We start from the raw sequence: 21,038 nt of genomic DNA, 5'->3' as shown, positions 1-21,038 counted from the left end.
ATCGGGGGGCATCATGACGGCAACACTTCCTTTTCCATCCGCCGCGAACCGGCCGGACCTCAGCGACCGCGAGGTCGAGGTCCTCATCGCCTGGCTCGCCTCGGACAGCAAGCGGGAGGTCACCGAGCGGCTGTTCCTGGCCGACTCGACGGTCAGTACGTACATCCAGCGTGTGCGGTCCAAGTACGACGCGGTGGGCAGGCCCGCGCGGACCAAGGTGCGTCTACTCCTGCGCGCCGTGGAGGACGGGTACGTCCGGCTCGACGATCTGTGAGGGCGCGGGCTGCTCGCGGCACGGTCCGAGACCGACGGGGATTTCGTCAGCCGAGTTCGGACGGGGTAGCCTTGAGCGGTTGCTGACGCAACGACCCTCCTGCCACGGAGACACCGTGGCCGAATCTGTAGTCCACAGGAGGTGATGAGGTCCCATGCGTCAATACGAAGTGATGGTCATCCTCGATCCCAGTCTCGACGAGCGCACCGTGGCGCCGTCGCTGGACACGTTCCTCAACGTGATCCGGCAAGAGGGTGGATCGGTCGACAAGGTCGATGTCTGGGGGAAGCGCCGCTTCGCCTACGAGATCAACAAGCTCAACGAGGGCATCTACGCCGTCGTCCAGCTCAAGTCCGAGCCGGACGCGGTCAAGGAGCTGGATCGTCAGCTCGGTCTGAACGAGAACGTTCTCCGCACCAAGGTGCTGCGCGCCGACAAGTGACCCGGACTGTCCGACCACCCCGGTACTCTGGGCGCGGTCGGTCGGCCTCCGATCACCATCCACACCAGGCCTGAAACACGGAGGACAAGCGAATGGCACAGGGCGACACCCCCATCACGGTGGTCGGGAACATCGTCGCGGACCCCGAGCTGCGGTTCACGCCGTCGGGTGCCGCGGTGGCGAACTTCCGGATCGCCTCCACGCCGCGTCGCTTCAACTCGCAGACCAACCAGTGGGAGGACGGCGAAGGCCTGTTCCTCACCTGCAACGTCTGGCGGCAGGCGGCGGAGAACGTCGCCGAGTCGCTGCAGAAGGGCATGCGTGTCATCGTCAACGGCCGGCTTCGGCAGCGGTCGTACGAGACCCGTGAGGGCGAGAAGCGCACGGTGTACGAGGTGGAGGTCGACGAGGTCGGCCCGTCCCTCAAGTACGCCACCGCCAAGGTGACCCGCACCAACCGCGAAGGCGGCGGGGGCGGCGGTTTCCAGGGCGGCGGCCAGCAGGGTGGTGGCTTCCAGGGCGGTGGCCAGCAGGGTGGCTACGGCGGCGGTCAGTCGCAGGGCGGCTACGGCGGCGGCCAGGGCCGCGGCCAGCAGAACGACGACCCGTGGGGCAGCGCCCCGCAGGCCGGTGGTTCCGGTGGCTTCGGCGGCATGGACGACGAGCCCCCGTTCTAGATCGGGTCGATTCCCCGGGGCGCTGCCGGCGTCCCACCCCACAAGCATGAGACATGACCTCGCGACAATCCGGCCCAGGTCGGGTCCGTCGGAGGAAAGAAAGGTAGACGGATCATGAAGCTGATCCTCACCGCCGACGTCGACAAGCTCGGTGCGCCGGGCGACATCGTCGAGGTCAAGGGCGGATACGGTCGTAACTTCCTGCTCCCGCGCGGGATGGCCATCGTGGCCACCCCGGGCGCCGAGCGCCAGATCGAGTCCATCAAGCGTGCCCGCGAGGCCCGCGAGGTCCGCGACTCGGATCACGCCAACGAGCTCAAGCAGAAGCTCGAGTCGATGACCGACGTCAAGGTCGCGGTCAAGACCTCCGACACGGGCAAGCTGTTCGGCTCCGTCACCGCGGGTGACGTCGCCTCGGCCATCAAGGCCGCCGGCGGCCCCACGCTCGACAAGCGCTCCGTTGAGATGCCCAAGGAGCACATCAAGGCGACCGGCAGCCACAACGTCGTCGTCGACCTGGGTCACGACACCACCGCGCGGGTCGCGGTCGAGGTCGTTCCCGCCTGATACACCGCGCAGGGCCCCGGTCGTCACAGTGACGACCGGGGCCCTCGCCATTGTGGACGGCCTGTGGATAACTAGCTGTAAAGGCGAGGGTCCGGTGGGTTCTCATATCCGTCGCGTTCATCTTTCGTTATCTATTGTGTCCCGGTTTGTGACGTGATACACGAGGTTCTCTACGGGGCCTCCGACCTGCGGCGATGCCCGTGACCTGCGGTTATTCGGGAAGTGACCTGGGCTTTCCACCGGTTCTCCACAGTGATACGCGCATCGGCCCTGCGTAACCCCCAACCATTCACAGTTCTCCACAGACGCCCTCTCGCAAATGTGGAGAAGCCTGTGGATAACCGTGGGGGCGCGACTCCGGGCGTGTCGTGTCGGTGCCCTACAGTGAAGGGGTCGCTCGCCGGTTCCCAGTCGGGACCGGGCGGGCGGCCGAGTTCGACAGTGAAAGAGGAGCGGTCATGGCGCAGGCGGGATACGACGGTCCCGGCGAGCTGCCCCCTCCGCCCGACGAGGGTGGCGGCGGCGAGTTCGGCCGTACCCCGCCGCAGGATCTCACCGCCGAGCAGTCTGTGCTGGGCGGCATGCTGCTGAGCAAGGACGCCATCGCGGACGTGGTGGAGGAGATCCAGCCGGGTGACTTCTACAAGCCGGCGCATCAGGCCATCTACGACGTCATCCTCGACCTGTACGCGCGCGGGGAGCCGGCCGATGCGGTGACCGTGGCCGCCGAGCTGGATCGCCGCGGGGATCTCCGCCGCGCCGGTGGTGCGCCCTACCTCCACACGCTCATCTCGACCGTGCCCACCGCGGCCAACGCCGGGTACTACGCCCAGATCGTCGCGGAGAAGGCGGTGCTGCGTCGTCTGGTCGACGCGGGCACCCGCATCGTGCAGTACGGCTACTCGGGGTCCGAGGGCTCGGACGTCGCAGAGGTCGTGGACCGGGCGCAGGCGGAGATCTTCGAGGTCACCGAGCGCCGCACCACCGAGGACTACGTCATCATCGAGGAGCTGCTGCAGCCCACGATGGACGAGATCGACAACATCCATACCGCGGGCGGTCTCGCGCAGGGTGTTCCCACGGGGTTCGCGGACCTCGACGCCGTGACGAACGGCCTGCACGGCGGCCAGATGATCATCATCGCCGCCCGCCCCGGCGTCGGTAAAGCCCTCGCCCTGGACACCGTGCTGCCGACCCCGGACGGGCAGACCACCATGGGCGAGGTCGCGGTGGGGGACCGCGTGCTGGGCGCCGACGGGCAGCCGACCGAGGTCGTGGCCGTGACCGAGGTCTGGGACGACCGCCCCTGCTTCACCGTGCGGTTCAACGACGGCACCGAGTTGGTCGCCGACGCCGAGCACGAGTGGCGCATCGAGATGGGCGGCACCGAGCAGATCGTCACCACCAAGTCGCTGGACACGCTCATGCTGGTCTGCGACTTCGGCATCGTCGTCCCCGAGCACCCGGACTCCGGACGCGCGGCTCGGCTCATCACCGACGTGCGTGGCGCCGCGAGCGTGCCGGTCAAGTGCATCGAGGTGGCCGCCGACGACCACCTCTACCTGGCGGGGCCCACGGCGATCCCGACGCACAACTCCACCATCGGCCTGGACATCATGCGGTCCTGCTCCATCAAGCACGGGCTCACTTCCGTGGTGTTCTCGCTGGAGATGAGCCGCACCGAGATCGTCATGCGTCTGATGAGCGCCGAGGCGCGGGTCAAGTTGTCCGACATGAAGTCGGGCAAGATGAGCGACGAGGACTGGACGCGGCTGGCCCGGCGGATGGGCGAGATCTCCGAGGCGCCCCTGTTCATCGACGACTCTCCCAACATGACGATGATGGAGATCCGCGCCAAGGCCCGTCGGCTCAAGCAGAAGCACGACCTGCGCCTGATCGTGGTGGACTACCTCCAGCTGATGTCCTCGGGCAAGAAGGTCGAGTCTCGTCAGCAGGAGGTCTCGGAGTTCTCCCGTCAGCTCAAGCTGCTGGCCAAGGAGATCGACGTGCCATTGATCGCGATCTCGCAGCTGAACCGTGGGCCGGAGCAGCGTACCGACAAGCGGCCGCAGGTCTCCGACCTCCGTGAGTCGGGCTCGCTGGAGCAGGACGCGGACATCGTCATGCTGCTGCACCGCCCGGACGCCTCCGAGCGCGACGACCCGCGTGCCGGTGAGGCCGACCTGATCCTGGGCAAGCACCGTGGCGGTCCCACGTCCACGATCACGGTCGCGCACCAGCTCCACTACTCGCGCTTCGTGGACATGGCGCGGGGGCTGTAGCTGCCGTGTCGGTTCTCAGAGAATCTGTCAGTTTCTCACTGGCGTGTCACACGGTTCGCAGGAGTCTGTCACCTCCCGGATCTGGCAACACCACGCGCGTGAGTAGGCGGGCGGCGCGCGGCTAGCGCTTGGAGGCTATCTACGCTTGGATTCGACCGCGCCGCCGCTGATTGCTCGGATCGACTTTCCACTTGGGTTGTCGGGATACTCGACTCTGAGGGGTTTAGGGGCTCTTCCGGATCCGGAGTGCGTAGCTGGGGTTCGCCGGTGATGCGGTGAGGCACAAGATGTAGGGGTCCTGGGGCGTGTGAAAATGCAGGTTCTCACACCGCGCATCGAACACCCCAGGACCCGTCTTGAACGCTACCGCCAGCCTGCTTGCCGACACCATCTGCCGCACCGTCGAACTCGGGGTGAGCATCACCGACGCCGCCGTTGCTGACGAGTTCACGCACTTGTTCTGCGCCCCGGTCATAGTCGACCCGATCTGCCCCGGGTGCGGGATGGCGGGGCGCCTGCGAGACCACGTCGAGCGGCGGGTGACCGATCTTCCGATCGTCGGTCACCCTACGAGGCTGCACGTGCGAGTACCGCGTTTCACCTGCGACAACACCGGATGTGAGACGAGGGTCTTCCAGCAGCGGATGCCGGCGTTGGCCGAGCCGCGGGCCAAGACCACCCGACGCTGTAACCGGTGGATCTTGCAGCGCTTGGCGATCGACCGCACCAGCGTCTCCGCGGTCGCCAAGGCGCTCGGGTTGGGCTGGGATCTAGTCAATGACCTGGCGGTCTCCGAGACCCGCGCGATGGTCTACGACCAGCCCGGACACTTCGACGGAGTCCGCGTTCTCGGGGTCGATGAGCACAAATGGAAGCACGTGCGCGGCGACGGCAGCAGCTCGTTCGTCACCGTCCTGGTCGACCTGACCCCGGTCGTGGACGGCACCGGCCCGTCTCGTCTGCTGGACATGGTCCCCGGGCGCTCGGCGAAGGTGCTCACCGAGTGGCTCGACGCCCGTGACCAGGTGTTTCGAGACCGGGTCAAGGTTGTCACGATGGATGGGTTCGCCGGCTACCACACCGCCGCCGCCAACGCTGTCCCTGAAGCCCGGACGGTGATGGATCCGTTCCACGTCGTGCAGCTGGCCGCGGACAAGCTCACCGTGTGCCGCCAACGCATCCAGCAGGCCACCACCGGGCACCGGGGCCGCAGTGGCGATCCGCTGTACGGGATCCGCCGGACCATGAATACCCGAGCTGAGCTACTCACCGACAAGCAGCAAGTCCGGCTGTTCAAAGCGTTCACCGCCCATGACGCGCACGCGGCGGTGGAGGTCACTTACGGCGTCTACCAGCGTCTCATCACCGCTTACGAGGCCTCGGGCAAGCGGGAGGGCAAGATCGCGATGTACAAGCTCCTGCGCTCGATCCGGGCCGGGGTGCCCAAGGAGCTGCCCGAGCTCGCCCAGCTGGGCCGGTCGCTGTGGAAGCGCCGCCGCGAGATCCTCGCCTACTTCGACGTGGGCGCCTCCAACGGCCCCGTCGAGGCCATCAACGGTCGCCTCGAGCACCTCCGCGGGATCGCCCTGGGCTTCCGCAACCTCAACCACTACATCTTGCGGTCACTGATCCACTCCGGTCAGCTCCAGAATCGGATCAATGCACTCTGATTCCGGAAGGGCCGGTTTAGGGCGGGCGGAGGGATTGCAACCGCTGGGGCGATGTTGTCTGCGGGTGGCCGCTCCAGCAACTGTTGCTGTCGCACACGCTTCACTGAGCCTACGCACTGGCGGCGCTTATTCGGCCGGTCGAAGTGCGGGATCAGCTTGCCGTTACTTCCCAGCTGTGAATACTGCCCGCAGTCGTTGCACGTAGCCCATTTGGCACTTTCGTCGGACGTCATCAGACGGTTCAGCTCGCCTTGCTCAGTGTCCGGTAGACGGCCGGCAGGAGCTCGCCGAGCAGTGCGCGGGCCAAGTCCTGGTTGTTGAGGATCTGGGCGGATAGGTCTGCCGAGGAGTCCATGGATCCGATGACGGCGTCGGTGAAGGCGACATCGATGTCGGGGCTCGCGCGGAACTGGGCGAGCGAGTTGTTCTGGGCCTGTGTCTTGAGGGTCTCGCTCTCTTCGAGCCGGTCCTTGATGTGGGTGACCACGTTGCGGACGGAGGAGTCGGGGTGGTTTCCGGCGAACAGGTCGTTGATGCGGTTGATCACCTCGTCGAGGGCCACCATGTCGGGGTCGCGGACGGTGCCGGTGCCGGCCTCGCGCGCCGGCTCGAGCGGAGTCCCGCCGGAGAGTTCGCCGTCCCGGGTGGTCTGCCGGTGGTGGCCGAGGTAGTCGATAGCCACCGCGGACAGGTCGATCGGTGTGTCCTTTTCCCCACTGCTCAGCTGCGGGGCCAGGAGCTTGAGATACAGCGCGAGCTTCTCCAGCCATGGGTTCTCGTAGTCGAACAGCTGGGACAGGAACTCGTATTGCCGGACGTAAGTGCCCACGTCCTTGCGGAACATCTGCAATTCGTCGATTTCCACGGCGTCGGAGGCTTCGACCGCGGCCCGCATCCGCACGGTGAAACGGTCGGCAGCGGGCGCCACCCACTTCACCAACGCGTTGTGGCCTTCACGGGCGAGGAAGGCATCGGCGAAGCCGTCGACCTCGGAGCGTTCGTAGATGCCGGCGACGGAGAGTTTGCGTTCGGTGTCGTGGACGATGTTCGGGTCGGTCACATCGGCCAGTGTGGTGGCCTCGTAATAGGGCGCGAAGGCGTCGACAATGTCGTCGACCTCGTTGGCGAAGTCCAGCACGAAGGTCTGGTCTTTCAGCGGCGGGAATGTTCGGTTTAGCCGGGATAGAGTCTGCACGGCCTGGACCCCGCCGAGCCGCTTGTCGACGTACATGGCTACGAGTTTGGGTTGGTCGAAACCAGTTTGGAACTTGTTGGCAACCAGCATCACCTGGAACTCGTCGGTGGCAAACGCATCCCGCAGGTCGCGGCCCTTGAGCCCGGGGTTCATGTTGATCTCGGAGAACGGCTCGTCGGTTCCGGACTCGGGGTCGGTGACCTCCCCGGAGAAAGCGACTAGCGCGGCGACGTCGGTGTAGCCGTTTTCGGTCACGTACTTGTCGAAGGCGAGTTTGTAGCGCACGGCTGCCTTGCGGGAACTGGTCACCACCATTGCCTTGGCTTGCCCGTTCAGTCGCCAGGCGACGTTCTGGCGGAAGTGCTCGACGATGATCTGGACTTTCTGCGAGATGTTGGTGGGGTGCAGTTTGACCCAGTTCATGACCGACTTCACCGCGGCGGATCGGTCCACCAGGTCGTCGTCGCTGCCCTCGGTGGTCACGGCGACGGTGCCTTCGCCGGTTTCGCTAGTGGTGTAGGTCTTGCCGTTGTGAGAGAGCCGGAACGCGGTCGTGTACGGGGTGTAGTTGCGCAGGACGTCCAGGATGAAGCCCTCGTCGATCGCCTGCTGCATCGAGTACAGGTGGAACGGCTGCGGCGTGCCGTCGGGGCCGGGGCGGCCGAACAATTCGAGCGTGGTGGCCTTGGGTGTGGCGGTGAAGGCGAAGAATGAGATGTTGCCGGCCTCGGCGCGGGCTTTGGTCTCAGCTGCGAGCATGTCCTCAGCCGACACGGCCCCGCCCTGGGCGACCTCGTTGAGCTCGGCCTGGGACAGGACCTGCTTGAGTTTGTTGGACGCTCCGCCGGCCTGGGAGGAATGGGCTTCGTCGGCGATGATCGCAAAGGACCGACCTCGGAGGGTGGTGCGGTCGGAGATGGCGTCCAGGGCGTAGGGGAAGGTCTGGATGGTGACGACGACTATGTGGGTCCCCGATTCGAGAGCCTCGGCCAGTTCTGAGGATTTCGAGCCGGTCAGCCCATCGATGTGGGCCACGACTCCGGTGGTGCGGTTGATCTGGTGGATGGCCTCTTGCAGTTGCGCGTCGAGCACGGTCCGGTCGGTGACCACGATGACGGAGGAGAACACCTTGTCGTCGTCATCGTTATACAGCGACGACAGGCGCTGGGCGAGCCAGGAGATGGAGTTGGTCTTGCCCGAGCCGGCGGAGTGCTGGATGAGGTACTTGTGGCCGGGTCCTTCGGTGCGGGCGGCGTCGACGAGTCGGGTGACGGCGTCCCACTGGTGGTAGCGCGGGAACAGCAGGGTTTCCTTGCGGGTCTTCTTGCCGGTGTCCGGGTCGCGCTTCTCGGTGATCTCCAGGTGCAGGAACCGGTCGAGGATCTCCAGCCAGGTGTCGCGGGCGAGGATGGTCTCCCACAGGTATGAGGTGGCAGAGCCGTTCGGATTGGGCGGGTTGCCGGCGTGGTGGCCGTTGCCGCGGTTGAAGGGCAGGAACACGGTGTCCTGGCCGGCGAGCCGCGTGGTCATGTGAACTTCGGTGTTGGAGACGGCGAAGTGCACGAGGGCGCGGGTGGCAAACCCGAGCAGCGGCTCGCCCTTGGGCAGGCGATCCTTCTTGTACTGCTCGATCGCGTGCTCGACCGACTGGGTGAAGTCAGTCTTGAGCTCGGCGGTGGCAACGGGGATGCCGTTGACGAAGAACACCAGGTCGATGGACTTCTTCGGGCTCGTCTTGGAGTAGTGCACCTGCCGCATGACCCGCAGCCGCACGGCCTGGTACTTGGCGGCGGTGGTGGCGTTGAGCCCGGAGTTCGGCTTGAACTGGCACATCGCGAAGTTCGCGTTGAAGTCGGAGAAGCCGCGTCGAAGAACGGCGAGCGTGCCGCCGTCGGCTTTGAGGTCCGCCGAGAGCGCCTTGGACAACCGCTGCAGGAGCGCGGCCTTGGACTTCTCCTGCGCGGCGGGTGGGTCGGCGGGCTTGACGCGCTTTTCCCATTCCTTCGGCTGGGTCTGCTGTAGCCACCAGAACACGTCCTCGGGGAACAGGGCGAGGTCGCGGTCGTACCCGGCATCGTTGGGCGAGTACTCCCAGCCGTGCGCGGCCAGATGCGCGCAGATCTCGTCCTCGAGCACGGACTCGTGATGCTGGGCCATGACTACACAGCCTCCCTCACGTCGATCTTGCCCGTCACGGCATTGGTGATCAGTGCCGAGCGATACTCGCGAAGGGTCTCGATCATCCCGGTGGACTTGTCGATCAGCGCGTCAATCTTCGAGACCCTCTCATCCAGAAATCGGCGAGCAGAGTCTTGCTCTTTCAGGCTGGGAACGTCGATGATGATGTTCTTGACCTCTTCGACATTGATCCGTTTGAACGTGGACCCGATCATCATCAGTTCCAATTGACGGAGTACGGAATCGGATCGTAGTGAATACCAGAGAAATCCGGCACGCACTAACGATCGGTTGGGTCGGATGAGGCATACATCTTGCCCCATGGCAAAAGGTTCGTGGGTGTTTTGGACTTCTGCTACCTGCCCGACGGTCGCATTTCGCGAGAAAATTAGGTCGCCCTGTTGGGGCCGCCGGTCGCCTGAAGTAAGGAGATGAAAGAAATGCTCGGTTGTTCGCTTGGCGGAATCAAGGTTTACGTATCGGCCTTGAACTTCGCGGATGCTAGCTAGCGGTATCCCATCGTCGGTGAATTCGGCGGTGAGGTGCTTACAGTCGAGTATTCGACTAATTCTCTTAAGCTGTAGAGCCTGGCTGCTGGGGTCCACGTGGTTCGTCGTGACCGCGTTGTGGATCGTGGCGGCGCGGTCCTCGCGCAGGGTGGCGATGAGCTGTTCCTGCTTGTCGATCAGCGCATCAATCTTGGCGGTCTCACGGTCGAGGAATCCCCCGATTGCACGCTGTTCTGATTTGGGCGGGAGAGGTACTCTCACTTGCGCGAAATGCTCGATTCCCAGCGATTGGCCGTCCCTCAGCTGGTTCGAGGTGCTTCGGAGTTCTTGAATAAAACCGTCGGATTTTAGTAGGTGTGCGAAGTATCGATGGTCAGCTTCGAAGAGTGGCTGAAGAATTGTGTAGGCGGGACTAATTTTTCCAGCTGCGGCGCTATACTCAATTCCGCCTTGAAAGCTTCTCAAGCTGATCACAAAGTCTCCTGCAGCCACGTGCTTGAGACCAGCTTGGCCCTCGATCACCTGAACAACGCGGGTACCACGATTCTCCATGTATTCGTCTTGGTAGACGACACCATCGCTCTGCGAAGCAGTGAGTTGCCGGTCGTCTGCATGTGCCGGCTCCCGGCGGAGTCTGAAGAGGGACTTGGGGTTACGAGTTTCCCAGTGATCTGGAACTTGCCCAAGCCACGTGGTGTCGACTGCTCGGTATCGCGCATACGGAGCCCAGTTCACGCCCCCACCTCCGAAAGCATGGCTTGGATCTCTGTCACGAGGTGGCGGAGGTCCTTCTGGATTTCTTCGAGGGGGCGGGGCGGGGTGTAGCGGTAGAAGTGGCGGGTGAACGGGATCTCGTAGCCGACCTTGGTCTTGTCATGGTCGATCCACGCGTCCGGGACGTGGGGCAGGACTTCGCGGGCGAAGTAGTCCTCGATGTCCTCAGACAGGGGCACGTTCTCGGTATCGCGCAGTGAGGTGTCGGGTTCGGGGTTGCCCTTGGTGGTGATGACGTCGGCCTCGGGGTCGTGCTCGCCGATGGTGGTCCATATGGTCTTGATCACCGGGGCGCCGACCTTCGCCATGCCGGCAGACTTCAGGGCGGCTCTGAGCTCGGTGACGAAGGCGTCGCGGTTGGTCCACGAGCGGCCCGAGAGACCGTCGAGGGCGCTGCGAATAGCTTCCTGATCGGCGGCGGGCAACTTGGCGATCGCCTTGGTCGCGAGTACGAGCTCCCCGGTGTCGTCAGTGATGTGGAAACGCAGCTGCAGGGGCCGCTCCACCGTGATGGTGCGGTATCCGAACTCCGAGTTGGCGAACACCTTCGAGAGAGCGGGTGCCTCGTCGTCGTCGTTCTGGTGGTTTTCAAAGCCGTCGTAGAGTTCGCAGATCCTCTCGATGTCCTGCGTGCGCAGCATCTTGCGCTTGGAGCCCAGGGACTTGCGCATCTTGCCGAACATCTCGACCGCGTTGATGAGCTGGATCTTGCCTTTGCGCTCGTCGGTCTTGGCGTTGTCCAGGATCCAGATGTAGGTGGAGATGCCGGTGTTGTAGAACATGTCCGTCGGCAGCGCGATGATCGCGTCCAGCAGGTCGTTCTCGATGATCCACTGCCGGATGTTGGACTCGCCCGAGCCGGCGCCGCCGGTGAACAGAGGCGAGCCGTTGAGGACGATCGCCAGTCGGGAGCCCTTGTCCTCCGGTGAGCGGACGGGCCGCATCTTGCTGATCAGGTGCATCAGGAACAGCAGTGAGCCGTCGGAGACCCGCGGTAGGCCGGGGCCGAAACGCCCCGCGAAGCCCCGCTGCTCATGCTCGTCTTTGACTGCCTTCTGCTGCGTCTTCCACTCCACCCCGAACGGCGGGTTGGATAGCAGGAAATCGAAGTGCTCGCCATGGAAGCCGTCGTCGGTGAGCGTGTCACCGTTGTAGATGTTGTCCACGCCCTGGCCCTTGATCACCATGTCCGACTTACACATGGCATAGGAGCGCGAGTTGACTTCCTGGCCGTACAGCACCGGCTTGGCGTCGGGGTTCATCTCCACCAGGTGGTCGTAGGCCACCGAGAGCATGCCGCCCGTGCCCGCCGCGGGGTCGTAGATGGTGCGCACGATGCCGGGAGTGGTGAGCTCGAGATCGGAGTCTGCATAGAGCAGGTTCACCATGAGGGCAATGACCTCACGTGGGGTGAAGTGGTCACCGGCCTGGGCGTTGTTGGACTCGGCGAACTTCCGGATGAGCTCCTCGAAGATGTAACCCATGTCGTGCCCGCTGACACGATCCGGGTGCAGGTCCACGTTCGCGAAGTCCTTGACGATGAGGAACAGGCGATCCTTCTTGTCCAAGTCCTCGATGAGTTCGGGGAGCTTGTAGCCGTCAAAGACGTCCCGGATATTGGCCGAGAACCCTTCGATGTAGTCGATGAGGTTGTCCGCAAGACCCGCCGGGTCCGCGGCGAGCTTGCTGAAGTCCCACACCGAGGTGTTGAAGAACGGCAGCCCGAATTTTGACCGCAGCACCACGAACGGGTCGATGCCGCTGTCCTGCAACTTGGCGTACTGCATCAGGACGTCTGCCTTGGTGGGTGCGAGGATCGCGTCCAGGCGCCGCAGGATGGTGAACGGCAGGATCACGTCGCCGTACTGATTGGGCTGGTACGGGCCTCGCAGCTTGTTGGCGATGGACCAGATGAAGGCGGCGTTGGTGGTGGGCAACTCGGGGTGGTCCTTAATCGAGGATGGCTGACTACTTAAACGTAGTGGTCGCCCCTGTCGTCGTGGTCAAGACGCACCGCCGCCAGGATCGGGCGCATTGGCCATCAATGGCCATTGACCACCAAGAGATGTCCGTGATGAGATGGGCGGATCGGAGACAAGCTGCCCCGAGCCGAAAGAAGGGAGGTCGACCGAGTCGCTAACGCGGCTCTGCAGACCGACCAGGCGTCGGGTGCCGGCCGGCAAGTTGCTCGTAGTTGAGCGCGGTGCGCGGTGGGGTGAAGCCACGATCGTTTTGACCGATCCGCCGGAGTGGATGACAGTCGAGCTCGAACCGATCCCGGTGCCAGAGCGAGTGAGCAAGTTTCACCCCGCACTGACCTAGGTCCGCGCCCGCGCAACAGGGAAGCGGAATTCGCCATTGCGTCAACGTGGTCACCGGATTCTTCACGCGATCGCCGCGGAGTGTTCGGCCCGCGGCTTCGACGTGGCCGCCGCGGAAAGTCGTGACCGCTATGGAAACCGCACCCAGCAGAGGCCACCACATGACCTGGACATCACAGTCTCGGGTCACACCTTCACGGTCTCGGTGACCGAGCCCACGAAGCGAGTCGAGCACCAGCCCACACGGGCAGAGCTGCGGCAGGCCGAGAAGTACTCCTGGACCACGTATCCGAAGTACGACTACGTTCCTGCCGGGCTCTCGAAATTTGAGGTGGGCGGCGGTCCTGCGGTTCGCCAGGGAACCTGGACAGATAACGATTGCTCATTGACCGACCTCGCCCAGATCCTGCAGGAAATAGAGCTGCGTACAGCCGAAGCTGAGGTCCGGCGGATTGAACGCGAACGACAAGAGCGCGAGAAGCGACAGCGATGGGAACAGGCGATTGAAGTTGCCCGCCAGCGCTACGCCGAGCACCACCGTGCGCACGTCCTAACCGAACAGATGGACCGCTGGCGCCGGACCCAAGAGCTGGACCAGTACCTGGCGGCGATGCGCGTCCGAGCCCAGGCCCTTCCCGTCGACGAACAATCAGGTGCACAGCAGTGGATCGCCTGGGCCCAGCAGCACCGTGACGCCATCGATCCGTTGACGGGAACTTTGGCGACGCCGTCAACCCCTGACCCGAAACCGAAAGACCTCCAACCGCACCTTGACGGCTGGAGCCCTTACGGGCCCGATTCGACATTCGGCTGTACGAGTCAACCGTAAGATCACCGCGGTCCCCAGACGGGAACAGCAAACTCGTGGCGAGTCAGGGTGTTACGCACCGATCATGTTCGAACCGGCGGAACGGCCCGAAGAGAGCCTAGCCCCGCTGATTCATGGAGCGTGAGGACTGCTGGTGCCGGGTGACGACGGCGCTGATTTCGTGTGTGGGCGTGCGAGGGTGCCGGCTGGCGCTGCCGGTGGGCGGGTCTCCGGTGGTGCTGTCGAGTGCGGGCGGGTGGGATCAGGCGGGTTTGGGGATCGCGGCGATTGTGTTGAACACGGCGACGATGGCGGTCGCCCAGGGCCACGTTTCGGGGATTTTCACTTTTCGTCGTCGGCCGCTGCGGGCCAGTCGGGCCGCGGCGTGGAGGAAGCGGTAGCGCAGCGCCTTGGGCTCGCACAACGCCAGGACTGCGGCGTCGCCGGTGCAGGCCAGCATCCGAGTCCAGGCCACGAGGTCAGCGGCGAGCATCACCGCCACCAGCCACGCCTGGTTGAGGGCGAATTCCCGGGAGGGAAGCCGGCCGAGCCCGGTGTCTTTGGCGTGTCGGATCCGGTCCTCCACTCGGGCGTGAGCCCGGTGCCTGGCCTCGAGGAATTGGAGCTGGCCGGTGGCGGTGTTGGTGACAAACGCCTGGTAGCGCCACCCGTCGATCTCCTCGAACATCGATAGCTGGGCGCCCGGGTGGGGCCGCTCGCGGCGGACGAACACCCGCATCCCCGCCGGCCACTTGGCGAGCAGCCCGGGGGCGAGGAATCCGGTCAGTTCGGCAACCTCGGCCCCCTCCCGAATGTCTCCGTCAGGGTTCAGTGCCGGCCCCCACGCTTCCTCGGGGCAGGTCGCGATGGCCCGGCGTAGCGGGGCGGTGATGGAGAAGCCGACCGAGTACTCCACCCGTCGACCACGGACGCGGTTCTGCTCGGTGACCCAATCCAGAAGGTCATGGGAGGCGCCTGCACCGTCGGATCGAATCAGCAGGTCACGGCGGTGAGCGGCGGGGATCTGCGCGATCGCCTGGCCCAGGACGTCGATGTGGTCAGCCGCGGTGTTGGACCCGGCATTGCCCGGGCGCAGGCTCGCGGCGAGGAACTCCTCTGTGTTGTCGCACCACACACCGATCGGGTGGTACCCGAACGTGCGCTTGTACGTCGGTGCGGCGTTCTCTTTTTCGCTGTGAGTGACCACGATCGTGGCGTCCACATCGAGCACGACCGTCGACTCAAGGTCTCAACCTGCACATTTGGATGCGGGTACTCCGCCGGGCAGGTGGGACCACACATGCCGCCGCGTGCGGGCTCGCGCCACCTGGATCTTCTTGCGCTTGCCGGCGGTGACCTCGTTCAGAGTGCGCCACACCGTCGGTGCCGACGCCACCGGGCCCAGAGCCTCGGATTGGTGGCGCAGGACGCCGATGTCGGAGATGGACTCGCCGCCATCGGCGAGCATCACCGCCAGGTCGATCAGCACCCGGCCGCGGTCATGGATCGGGATGAACCGTCTGCGAGTCATGGCCCCCGACAGTTCGGCGGTCAGCCCCACTCGATCCGCCAGAAGGCGTGGCGCGATGGCTCCGGCGTGGGAGATCACCCCGACACCATCAGCAGTAACGGACAGACCAGACGACCACGACGTACGCTTCACCTACCGAGTGCTTTCTGTGTGGGGACATGGAACCTTCGACAAGTCCCAGTTTCCCCTGTTCAGGAAGCACTTCGGTCTATTTTCGCCCGACAATCCTCAGATCCCCGTGAATCACCGGGGCTAGTGCTCATGAAATTTGCGGGCGGACGCTTTGATGTAGGCGCGCTGCCAAACCGGCTGCGGGGTGGACTCGGATCAGGGCGCAAGAGGACTCAGGGGAGTTCGCTGTTGCGGACACCAGTGGAACCTCAACGTGACCTACCCTGGCTGTAGTCGCACTCCGGCGAGTTGTGCACCCCCGGTGCGGTTGGCCGCTAAGCTGGGTCAACCATGACCTCTGAAGCTAGCCCGCCCGTTGGCGAAAAAGATCGACGAGAGTACTCCCGCCCGCCGATCATCGAGGCTTTGTGTCAGTTTACTTTCGCCACGCCTATAGCGTGGAGCCCTATTCTGCCCGGAATGCTCTTCGAGAAGATCCGAGGCACTTATCCGGCGGAGCCGGAAGTGCAACAGCAGGTACAAGCCAACGTTCAGTTCCCTAATGACGCCGCCGGGCAAGCGCAATTCCAATTGGGGCAGGGTGAACAGCGACTGATTTATCGAAGTGAGGACTTGACGCGGCTCGCAGTTATTAGTCCCTCAACTGTAAGTGCGAATTCCCTGGCCCCTTATGAAGGATGGCCGAGCCTTTCTCGTCGCCTGAGGGAATTAGTTGACCAGGCTCAAGACTTATTTCGCGGCGCTGCCGTCGCAAGCGTTTCGGTCCGCTACATAAATCGCGTATTTCTTCCGCTAACGGACACGGACTCAGTCGAATCGTACTTCAATATACCGTACCGTCCTGTTGGGGGACTCAACGGGACAACTGATGCGCTTCTTCATCGAGTCGAGTCGACGCTTAGCGATGGCGCGACACGCGGCCTTTTGACCTTTTCAAGCGTTGAACCCGCTGAGGACGAGAGGGGCGGCAAAGCTTTCGTTCTCGACTTGGAATTTTTGCGCAGTTTGTCTCCGGCTAGCGATTTTGAGAGCGCATTGCGTGTAGCCGAAGAGCTGAAGGGGCTCGAGAATACTGAGTTTGAGGCATGCATCACGGACCGCACAAGGGAGTTGTTTCAGTGAGCGTTGCTGATATTGCGGCGAGCAGGTTCGTCAACTATGGATTCGCAGTGGCGGCACTTCCGCTCGGCCTTAGTGGCGCGCTGCAGACCCCAGCGGCGTCGGCTGTCGAGACTGCCGCCTTCAGTGTGACTTCACGATCAAGTGCCCTAACCGACACCGGCCAGAAAGTCGAGAGCGACTGGCTGCAACTCCGACAAAAGATGGGGGATCTGGTCGAACGAAGCGCAGTCAGGGTCTCCCCATCGCCTGTTAGTTGGTTCGAGGTGCCGGGCGATGCGGTATATCCAGGTCCGAAAGAGATAGAAGTTCTGGAAGTGTCGATCGTAGAAGACTCTGAATCTGAATCATTCAAATTCACGGATATTGATTTCGATGTCTGGGAGGACTGACGGCGGGGGAGAGTTCGAGGCCCTTTCCAGTGAGTGGTACGGAAATATCGAAGGGGGTCTCGAGCAGGGAGACGTTCTCTTTGACTTCCCACTGCCTGCGGTCACCTACGATAGCGCCACGGATAACCTGGGTTTGGCTCGTGCTAGGCGAGACGTCGTGGTGATAACTCAAACCTGCGACATTCCTAAGTCTGCGCAGTCGGACCTATTGCTGGGATTGGTCTTCTCGTACTCGGAATTGTCAGAATCTAACGAAGCATTCAAATCGTCCGAGTTTCGCACCTCACTCAGTCGAGGTACGACGATCTCGGAATTCGCTCTGCCCCCAAAGCCAGCCGGAGGCTCGGAGTTTTTGGTTGTTAGTTTTAGAAAGTTGCACGTTATTCCTAAAGATTACGTCATAGATCGTAGGGGCGAGAACGGGGTGCGGCTTATGAGCCCGTATAAGGAGTACTTCGCGCAAGCTTACGCGCGTTTTACTATGCGAGTTGGTCTCCCAATGCCACTTCCGAAGATCAATGCGGCGCGCTCGGGTACGCCGTAGTATTGCACCTCAATTGGAAATTGAACTTCTTGGACTCAATGTTGACGTTCGGACGAACCGTTTATGGGCCTGCTTGTAAGCGAGCGTGGCGATTCCGTTCGTCGCGGACACCGCGAGCAGTCGCGGCGTCGGCGGGAGGCGCTAGTGATTGTCTCGACGAAAAATTAAGCTCTCGGTCCCCTCGGAATGGGTCTGGGCAGAGCGCGTCTCCAGCCGCGTTCAGGGCAGCTCGGTCAGACGGTCGCATCGTCGACGACCCCCTCCGCTGAGGCGTAGTTCATCTACTCTTCTATGACCTCGGCGGGAAAGTTAGCCAGATCGTCATGGCGGATCTGGCTGGTCCAGACCTGAGTTCCACAACTTTTAGTGACCCGCGTTTATCGCATCGATGAGTTTGCGGGCGTCCTCGTTGATGCTCGGCTCCACGACCATCTCGTGGTCGCCGATGGCGACCACGATCGTGCGCAGGGGTTCGAGGGTGCTGACGATCTTCTTGATCGATACGCCGGTGATGTTCTGCAGGTAGCGGGCGACCGCCAGAGCGGCGAACACCACGGTCAAGTGGGCCTCGATGGAATCCCTGGTCCGGTGGAAGACCGGTCTTGCCTTGAGGTCGGACTTGGCCATCCAACGAGGACGGCGGAAGCCAGCGCAGCGATCAGCCCTGCCAGAGTGGCCACCACGCTCCCAGCAGGCACTGCCGCCCAGGTCCGTTTCAACGCTCAAGCTCAACGATGCCAGCCCCCGCTGTCGTGCGGCCCCGATCAGCGCGTCAAGGAGTCGGGACCCAATTCCGTGTCCGCGCCAACTCCGCACGACCCCATGGCCAGCTCGGGCGTGGCGGCATCGACGTAGCCGTAGCTGGGATCGCTCTCTGGGAGCAGTCGCACCCACGCTGCCCCCACGGGCGCTACCTCGTACAGCGCGACCACGCCAAGGTCCCCGTAACGCGGCCAGCCCACGACGTAGTGGGCAAGCTGCGGTTCACGCAAGACCCCTGCGACGCGAACGACGTCGTCGCGGAAAGCCCTGGGGTACGGCTTTGGCACGGTACACATATTTCCAGCGGCAACGTTCGGCACCACAGATCAGATGTCACTTGTTCGTGCAGCAGTCCCCTGGAATGTGACGCCGCCCTGGAAAGATGGCCCATTTAGAGATCGGAGCCGACGGGCGGCTACAAACCTCTCGGCAGTTGAGATGGATGTGCGCCCCTGAGCGCCTCCTACTGATCAAGCTGCTTGAAGTATCGCGCTACGGGCCACGGCTCGAAGCCGATCGACTCGTACACTCTTCGCGCAGGCGCGTGCCCGCTATCGCCACCCGTCTCGACCATCACCATTGCCATGCCCGCCGCGCGAACTCGAGCGAACGCGTGCTCCAGGAGATGACGCCCGACCCCCGTTGCTGATAGTCGGGATCAACGGCGATGACAAACACCTCGCCCATCTTGTCGTCAGGGTGCAAGCGAGTGCACACCCATCCGATTGGCCGCCCCTCATCAACCGCGACATCGACGTTCTCAGGTTCGTTGTCAAGCACTTCTGACAGGTCCTTGAGCTGCCTTTCACGCCACCCATTTGGGTAGAACGCGCTGTACACGAAACCCGGCACTTCGTTTCTCACTATCGGGAAGACTGGTTCCCAAGCTCGGAGTGAGAGGTCTAGTAGCGCAGACCGGTGCTCTGGGGCGTAGCTGATGATTCGGTGCATCCAGATCTCCTAACCCCGCTGATTCATGGAGCGTGAGGACTGCTGGTGCCGGGTGACGACGGCGCTGATTTCGTGTGTGGGCGTGCGAGGGTGCCGGCTGGCGCTGCCCGCGGGCGAATCTCCGGGGGTGCTGCTACGACTCCCTCCGAGTAGCTGCGGGATTGTCACCGGCTGTCAGAAGCGAGGATTCTGCCAACCTCGTGACAATCGGCGACTGACATACCGGTGACAACAGGCTGGTGGGCCGGCAGCGTACTGACAAGCTGTCTGGGAACCGACAACCCGATTCCTCCGGAGGTCGGCGAGTCGCACCGTCCGGACTGGGCGGCGTGGCCAGGCCGCCGGCGCCCGCGGCGCTCGACATGCGGGCCCCGTTCGTGGGCCTGGGCCCTCTCCTCGCATCGGTACGATGGTGTATGCATCCATAACTTTTACCGAGGCGACGCCTGCAGAGGGCGTCGCAGAGAAGGAGGACACCACGTTGACGTCAGCTCGGAATGACCACCCGGAGACCGCGTACGGAACGAGTGTGACCGACTACCGGGTTCTGCAGAGCGTGCCGGATTACTGGGTCGCGCAGGAGATCGTCGATCGACTGTCTGATCGCGGTTTCCCCGTCGAGCGGGTTCGGATCGTCGGCAGCGGCCTCCGCTCGATCGAGCAGGTGACGGGTCGGATGACCACGGGTAAGGCCGCGGGTCGAGGAGCGCTGGCGGGTCTGTGGTTCGGCCTCCTGCTCGCGATCCTCTTCCTCATCCTCGCCCCGCTGGCGAGCTTCCTGTGGATCCTCGTGTGGTCCCTCGGCTTCGGCGCACTGTGGGGCGCGCTCTTCGGCGCCATCGGCCACGCCTTGACGGGCGGACGCCGCGACTTCTCGTCCGTGCAGACGATGGAAGCCGACTCCTACGACGTGCTCGTCGAGTCGACGCATCTCGATGAGGCCGTCCGGCTGATCGCCGGACCCACGCCCCGGAGCGACCTGCAGCGCTGAGGTGAGCGCGCTCGGCCCCTCAGTTCGAGAGGGCCGGAGCGCGTCGGCGGATCCGCTGAGAGGCGGCCTGCAGGATCACTATGAACACCGCCACCACGGCCAGCGTCATGCACCACCCCGCGATGACGTCGCTGGGAAAGTGGACCCCCAGGTAGACCCTGGACGCTCCCACCGCCAGCACGTAGAACACCGCAGCCACGAGAACCGGCCAGCGATACCGGGTGCCCCAGGCGAGCACGACGAGTGGCGCCGCGATCGACATCGACCCCATCGCGTGCCCGCTGGGGAACGAGAAGGTGTTCTCCGCGGAGAGGTGCTCCCAGAAGTCGGGGCGCGTTCTCTCGAAGAGGGCCTTGAGCGCGACGTTGATCCGCGAGGCGGCGAAGTAGACCGCCAGTACGAAGCCGGCATCCACCCATCGGCGTCTGACGCACAGCACGAGGGCTGTGAGGGCGGCGGCGACCGGTACACCCTTTCCGCCGAGTAGCGAGGCGAACGTCGCGGCGTCGGTCAGCCAAGGCGTCGTCGCGCCGTGCACCCACAACATCACGGTCCGGTCGAACGCGAAGGACCCCTGCCGGGCGACTTCCACGGCCAGGACACCGAAGACCAGGAGCGGGATGAGGATCAGGGCGGCGGCCGCGCCGGGGGCGAGGCGCGTGGTCGTCACCGTGGGTCGCCAGCGGCGCCGGCCGTCGTCGGTGTTCACGGCATCAGCCTAGAAAGTATCGCTGAGAAAATCAGGAAAAACTTCGATCGACGATCGACGATCGCGGCGCGGAAGCGGGCGCGGGCCCGGGCGCGGGCGCGGGCGGCCAGCGCGGGCGCGTGGCTCGCCGGCCGCACAGACGCAGCGACCCGGGGGCTCCGCCCGCCGGACACCGAGATGTCCGGGGCGGGAGCCCCCGGGTCGCCGAGA

The 21,038-nt window shown here is 64.0% G+C and carries 15 protein-coding genes and 3 pseudogenes; 10 read left to right on the top strand and 8 right to left on the bottom strand.

Features of this window, described 5'->3' with window-relative positions:
* Window positions 1–13: 13 nt before the first annotated feature.
* The 6 genes from VYL96_RS16220 to VYL96_RS16195 all read left to right on the top strand — a co-directional run bounded on the left by VYL96_RS16220 (window position 14) and on the right by VYL96_RS16195 (window position 5,912).
* Complete coding sequence (locus VYL96_RS16220; RefSeq protein WP_007632073.1) at window positions 14–274, top strand: LuxR C-terminal-related transcriptional regulator; 261 nt, start codon at window positions 14–16, stop codon at window positions 272–274.
* A gap of 154 nt (window positions 275–428) precedes the next feature.
* Window positions 429–716, top strand: a complete 288-nt coding sequence (gene rpsF, locus VYL96_RS16215; protein ID WP_007632072.1) for a 30S ribosomal protein S6 — start codon at window positions 429–431, stop codon at window positions 714–716.
* Window positions 717–808: 92 nt separating this feature from the next.
* The gene (locus VYL96_RS16210; RefSeq protein WP_007632070.1) at window positions 809–1,393 is read left to right on the top strand and encodes a single-stranded DNA-binding protein; all 585 of its coding nucleotides are present in this window, start codon (window positions 809–811) and stop codon (window positions 1,391–1,393) included.
* Window positions 1,394–1,507: 114 nt separating this feature from the next.
* The gene (rplI, locus tag VYL96_RS16205) at window positions 1,508–1,960 is read left to right on the top strand and encodes a 50S ribosomal protein L9 (RefSeq protein WP_063972775.1); all 453 of its coding nucleotides are present in this window, start codon (window positions 1,508–1,510) and stop codon (window positions 1,958–1,960) included.
* Window positions 1,961–2,418: 458 nt separating this feature from the next.
* Window positions 2,419–4,242 (top strand): replicative DNA helicase, encoded by a 1,824-nt coding sequence (gene dnaB / locus VYL96_RS16200; RefSeq protein ID WP_063972776.1) that lies wholly within the window; start codon window positions 2,419–2,421, stop codon window positions 4,240–4,242.
* Between the two features lie 356 nt (window positions 4,243–4,598).
* On the top strand, window positions 4,599–5,912 hold the full coding sequence (locus VYL96_RS16195) for an ISL3 family transposase (protein WP_259871605.1): 1,314 nt from the start codon (window positions 4,599–4,601) through the stop codon (window positions 5,910–5,912).
* Between the two features lie 241 nt (window positions 5,913–6,153).
* Here the strand turns inward: VYL96_RS16195 and VYL96_RS16190 are convergent, their stop codons facing one another.
* Genes VYL96_RS16190 through VYL96_RS16180 form a run of 3 tightly spaced genes read right to left on the bottom strand, consistent with a single transcriptional unit; the run spans window position 6,154 to window position 12,505 of the window.
* Entirely contained in the window at window positions 6,154–9,264 is a 3,111-nt protein-coding gene (locus VYL96_RS16190) for a type I restriction endonuclease subunit R (protein ID WP_131886613.1), read from the bottom strand.
* A 2-nt stretch (window positions 9,265–9,266) separates the two neighbouring features.
* Window positions 9,267–10,529 carry a restriction endonuclease subunit S gene (locus VYL96_RS16185; protein WP_131886612.1) on the bottom strand — a complete coding sequence of 421 codons (1,263 nt, stop codon included), beginning with the start codon at window positions 10,527–10,529 and terminating at the stop codon, window positions 9,267–9,269.
* On the bottom strand, window positions 10,526–12,505 hold the full coding sequence (locus VYL96_RS16180) for a type I restriction-modification system subunit M (protein ID WP_131886611.1): 1,980 nt from the start codon (window positions 12,503–12,505) through the stop codon (window positions 10,526–10,528). Before VYL96_RS16180 ends, VYL96_RS16185 begins: the two co-directional genes overlap by 4 nt.
* 589 nt (window positions 12,506–13,094) lie before the next feature.
* On the opposite strand from VYL96_RS16180, the gene VYL96_RS16175 reads away from it, so the two are divergent.
* On the top strand, window positions 13,095–13,718 hold the full coding sequence (locus VYL96_RS16175) for a hypothetical protein (protein WP_131886610.1): 624 nt from the start codon (window positions 13,095–13,097) through the stop codon (window positions 13,716–13,718).
* A 241-nt stretch (window positions 13,719–13,959) separates the two neighbouring features.
* On the opposite strand, the pseudogene VYL96_RS16170 reads toward VYL96_RS16175, so the two are convergent.
* A pseudogene (locus tag VYL96_RS16170) lies at window positions 13,960–15,360 on the bottom strand (IS1380 family transposase).
* A 330-nt stretch (window positions 15,361–15,690) separates the two neighbouring features.
* On the opposite strand from VYL96_RS16170, the gene VYL96_RS16165 reads away from it, so the two are divergent.
* Complete coding sequence (locus VYL96_RS16165; protein ID WP_131886609.1) at window positions 15,691–16,482, top strand: TIGR04255 family protein; 792 nt, start codon at window positions 15,691–15,693, stop codon at window positions 16,480–16,482.
* Window positions 16,479–16,871, top strand: coding sequence for a hypothetical protein (locus VYL96_RS16160; protein ID WP_131886608.1), 393 nt, complete (start codon window positions 16,479–16,481; stop codon window positions 16,869–16,871). Before VYL96_RS16165 ends, VYL96_RS16160 begins: the two co-directional genes overlap by 4 nt.
* A gap of 907 nt (window positions 16,872–17,778) precedes the next feature.
* Here the strand turns inward: VYL96_RS16160 and VYL96_RS16155 are convergent.
* The 3 genes and pseudogenes from VYL96_RS16155 to VYL96_RS16150 all read right to left on the bottom strand — a co-directional run.
* Window positions 17,779–18,042: pseudogene (locus VYL96_RS16155) on the bottom strand (IS1634 family transposase); the annotation flags it as partial.
* A gap of 93 nt (window positions 18,043–18,135) precedes the next feature.
* Window positions 18,136–18,231 (bottom strand): annotated as a pseudogene (locus tag VYL96_RS17310) (GNAT family N-acetyltransferase); the annotation flags it as partial.
* 519 nt (window positions 18,232–18,750) lie between these two features.
* Entirely contained in the window at window positions 18,751–19,041 is a 291-nt protein-coding gene (locus VYL96_RS16150) for a GNAT family N-acetyltransferase (RefSeq protein WP_243699822.1), read from the bottom strand.
* Window positions 19,042–19,657: 616 nt separating this feature from the next.
* Between VYL96_RS16150 and VYL96_RS16145 the strand changes: the two genes are divergently transcribed.
* Window positions 19,658–20,119 (top strand): YflT domain-containing protein, encoded by a 462-nt coding sequence (locus tag VYL96_RS16145; RefSeq protein WP_131886607.1) that lies wholly within the window; start codon window positions 19,658–19,660, stop codon window positions 20,117–20,119.
* Between the two features lie 19 nt (window positions 20,120–20,138).
* Here the strand turns inward: VYL96_RS16145 and VYL96_RS16140 are convergent, their stop codons facing one another.
* Window positions 20,139–20,828, bottom strand: coding sequence for a phosphatase PAP2 family protein (locus VYL96_RS16140; protein ID WP_131886606.1), 690 nt, complete (start codon window positions 20,826–20,828; stop codon window positions 20,139–20,141).
* Window positions 20,829–21,038: the final 210 nt, after the last annotated feature.

Origin of the sequence: Dietzia maris (assembly GCF_036287335.1) — a bacterium.
GTDB lineage: Bacteria > Actinomycetota > Actinomycetes > Mycobacteriales > Mycobacteriaceae > Dietzia > Dietzia cinnamea.
The sequence above is the reverse complement of the archived record's forward strand: the minus strand, read 5'-3'. Positions and strand labels throughout refer to the sequence as shown.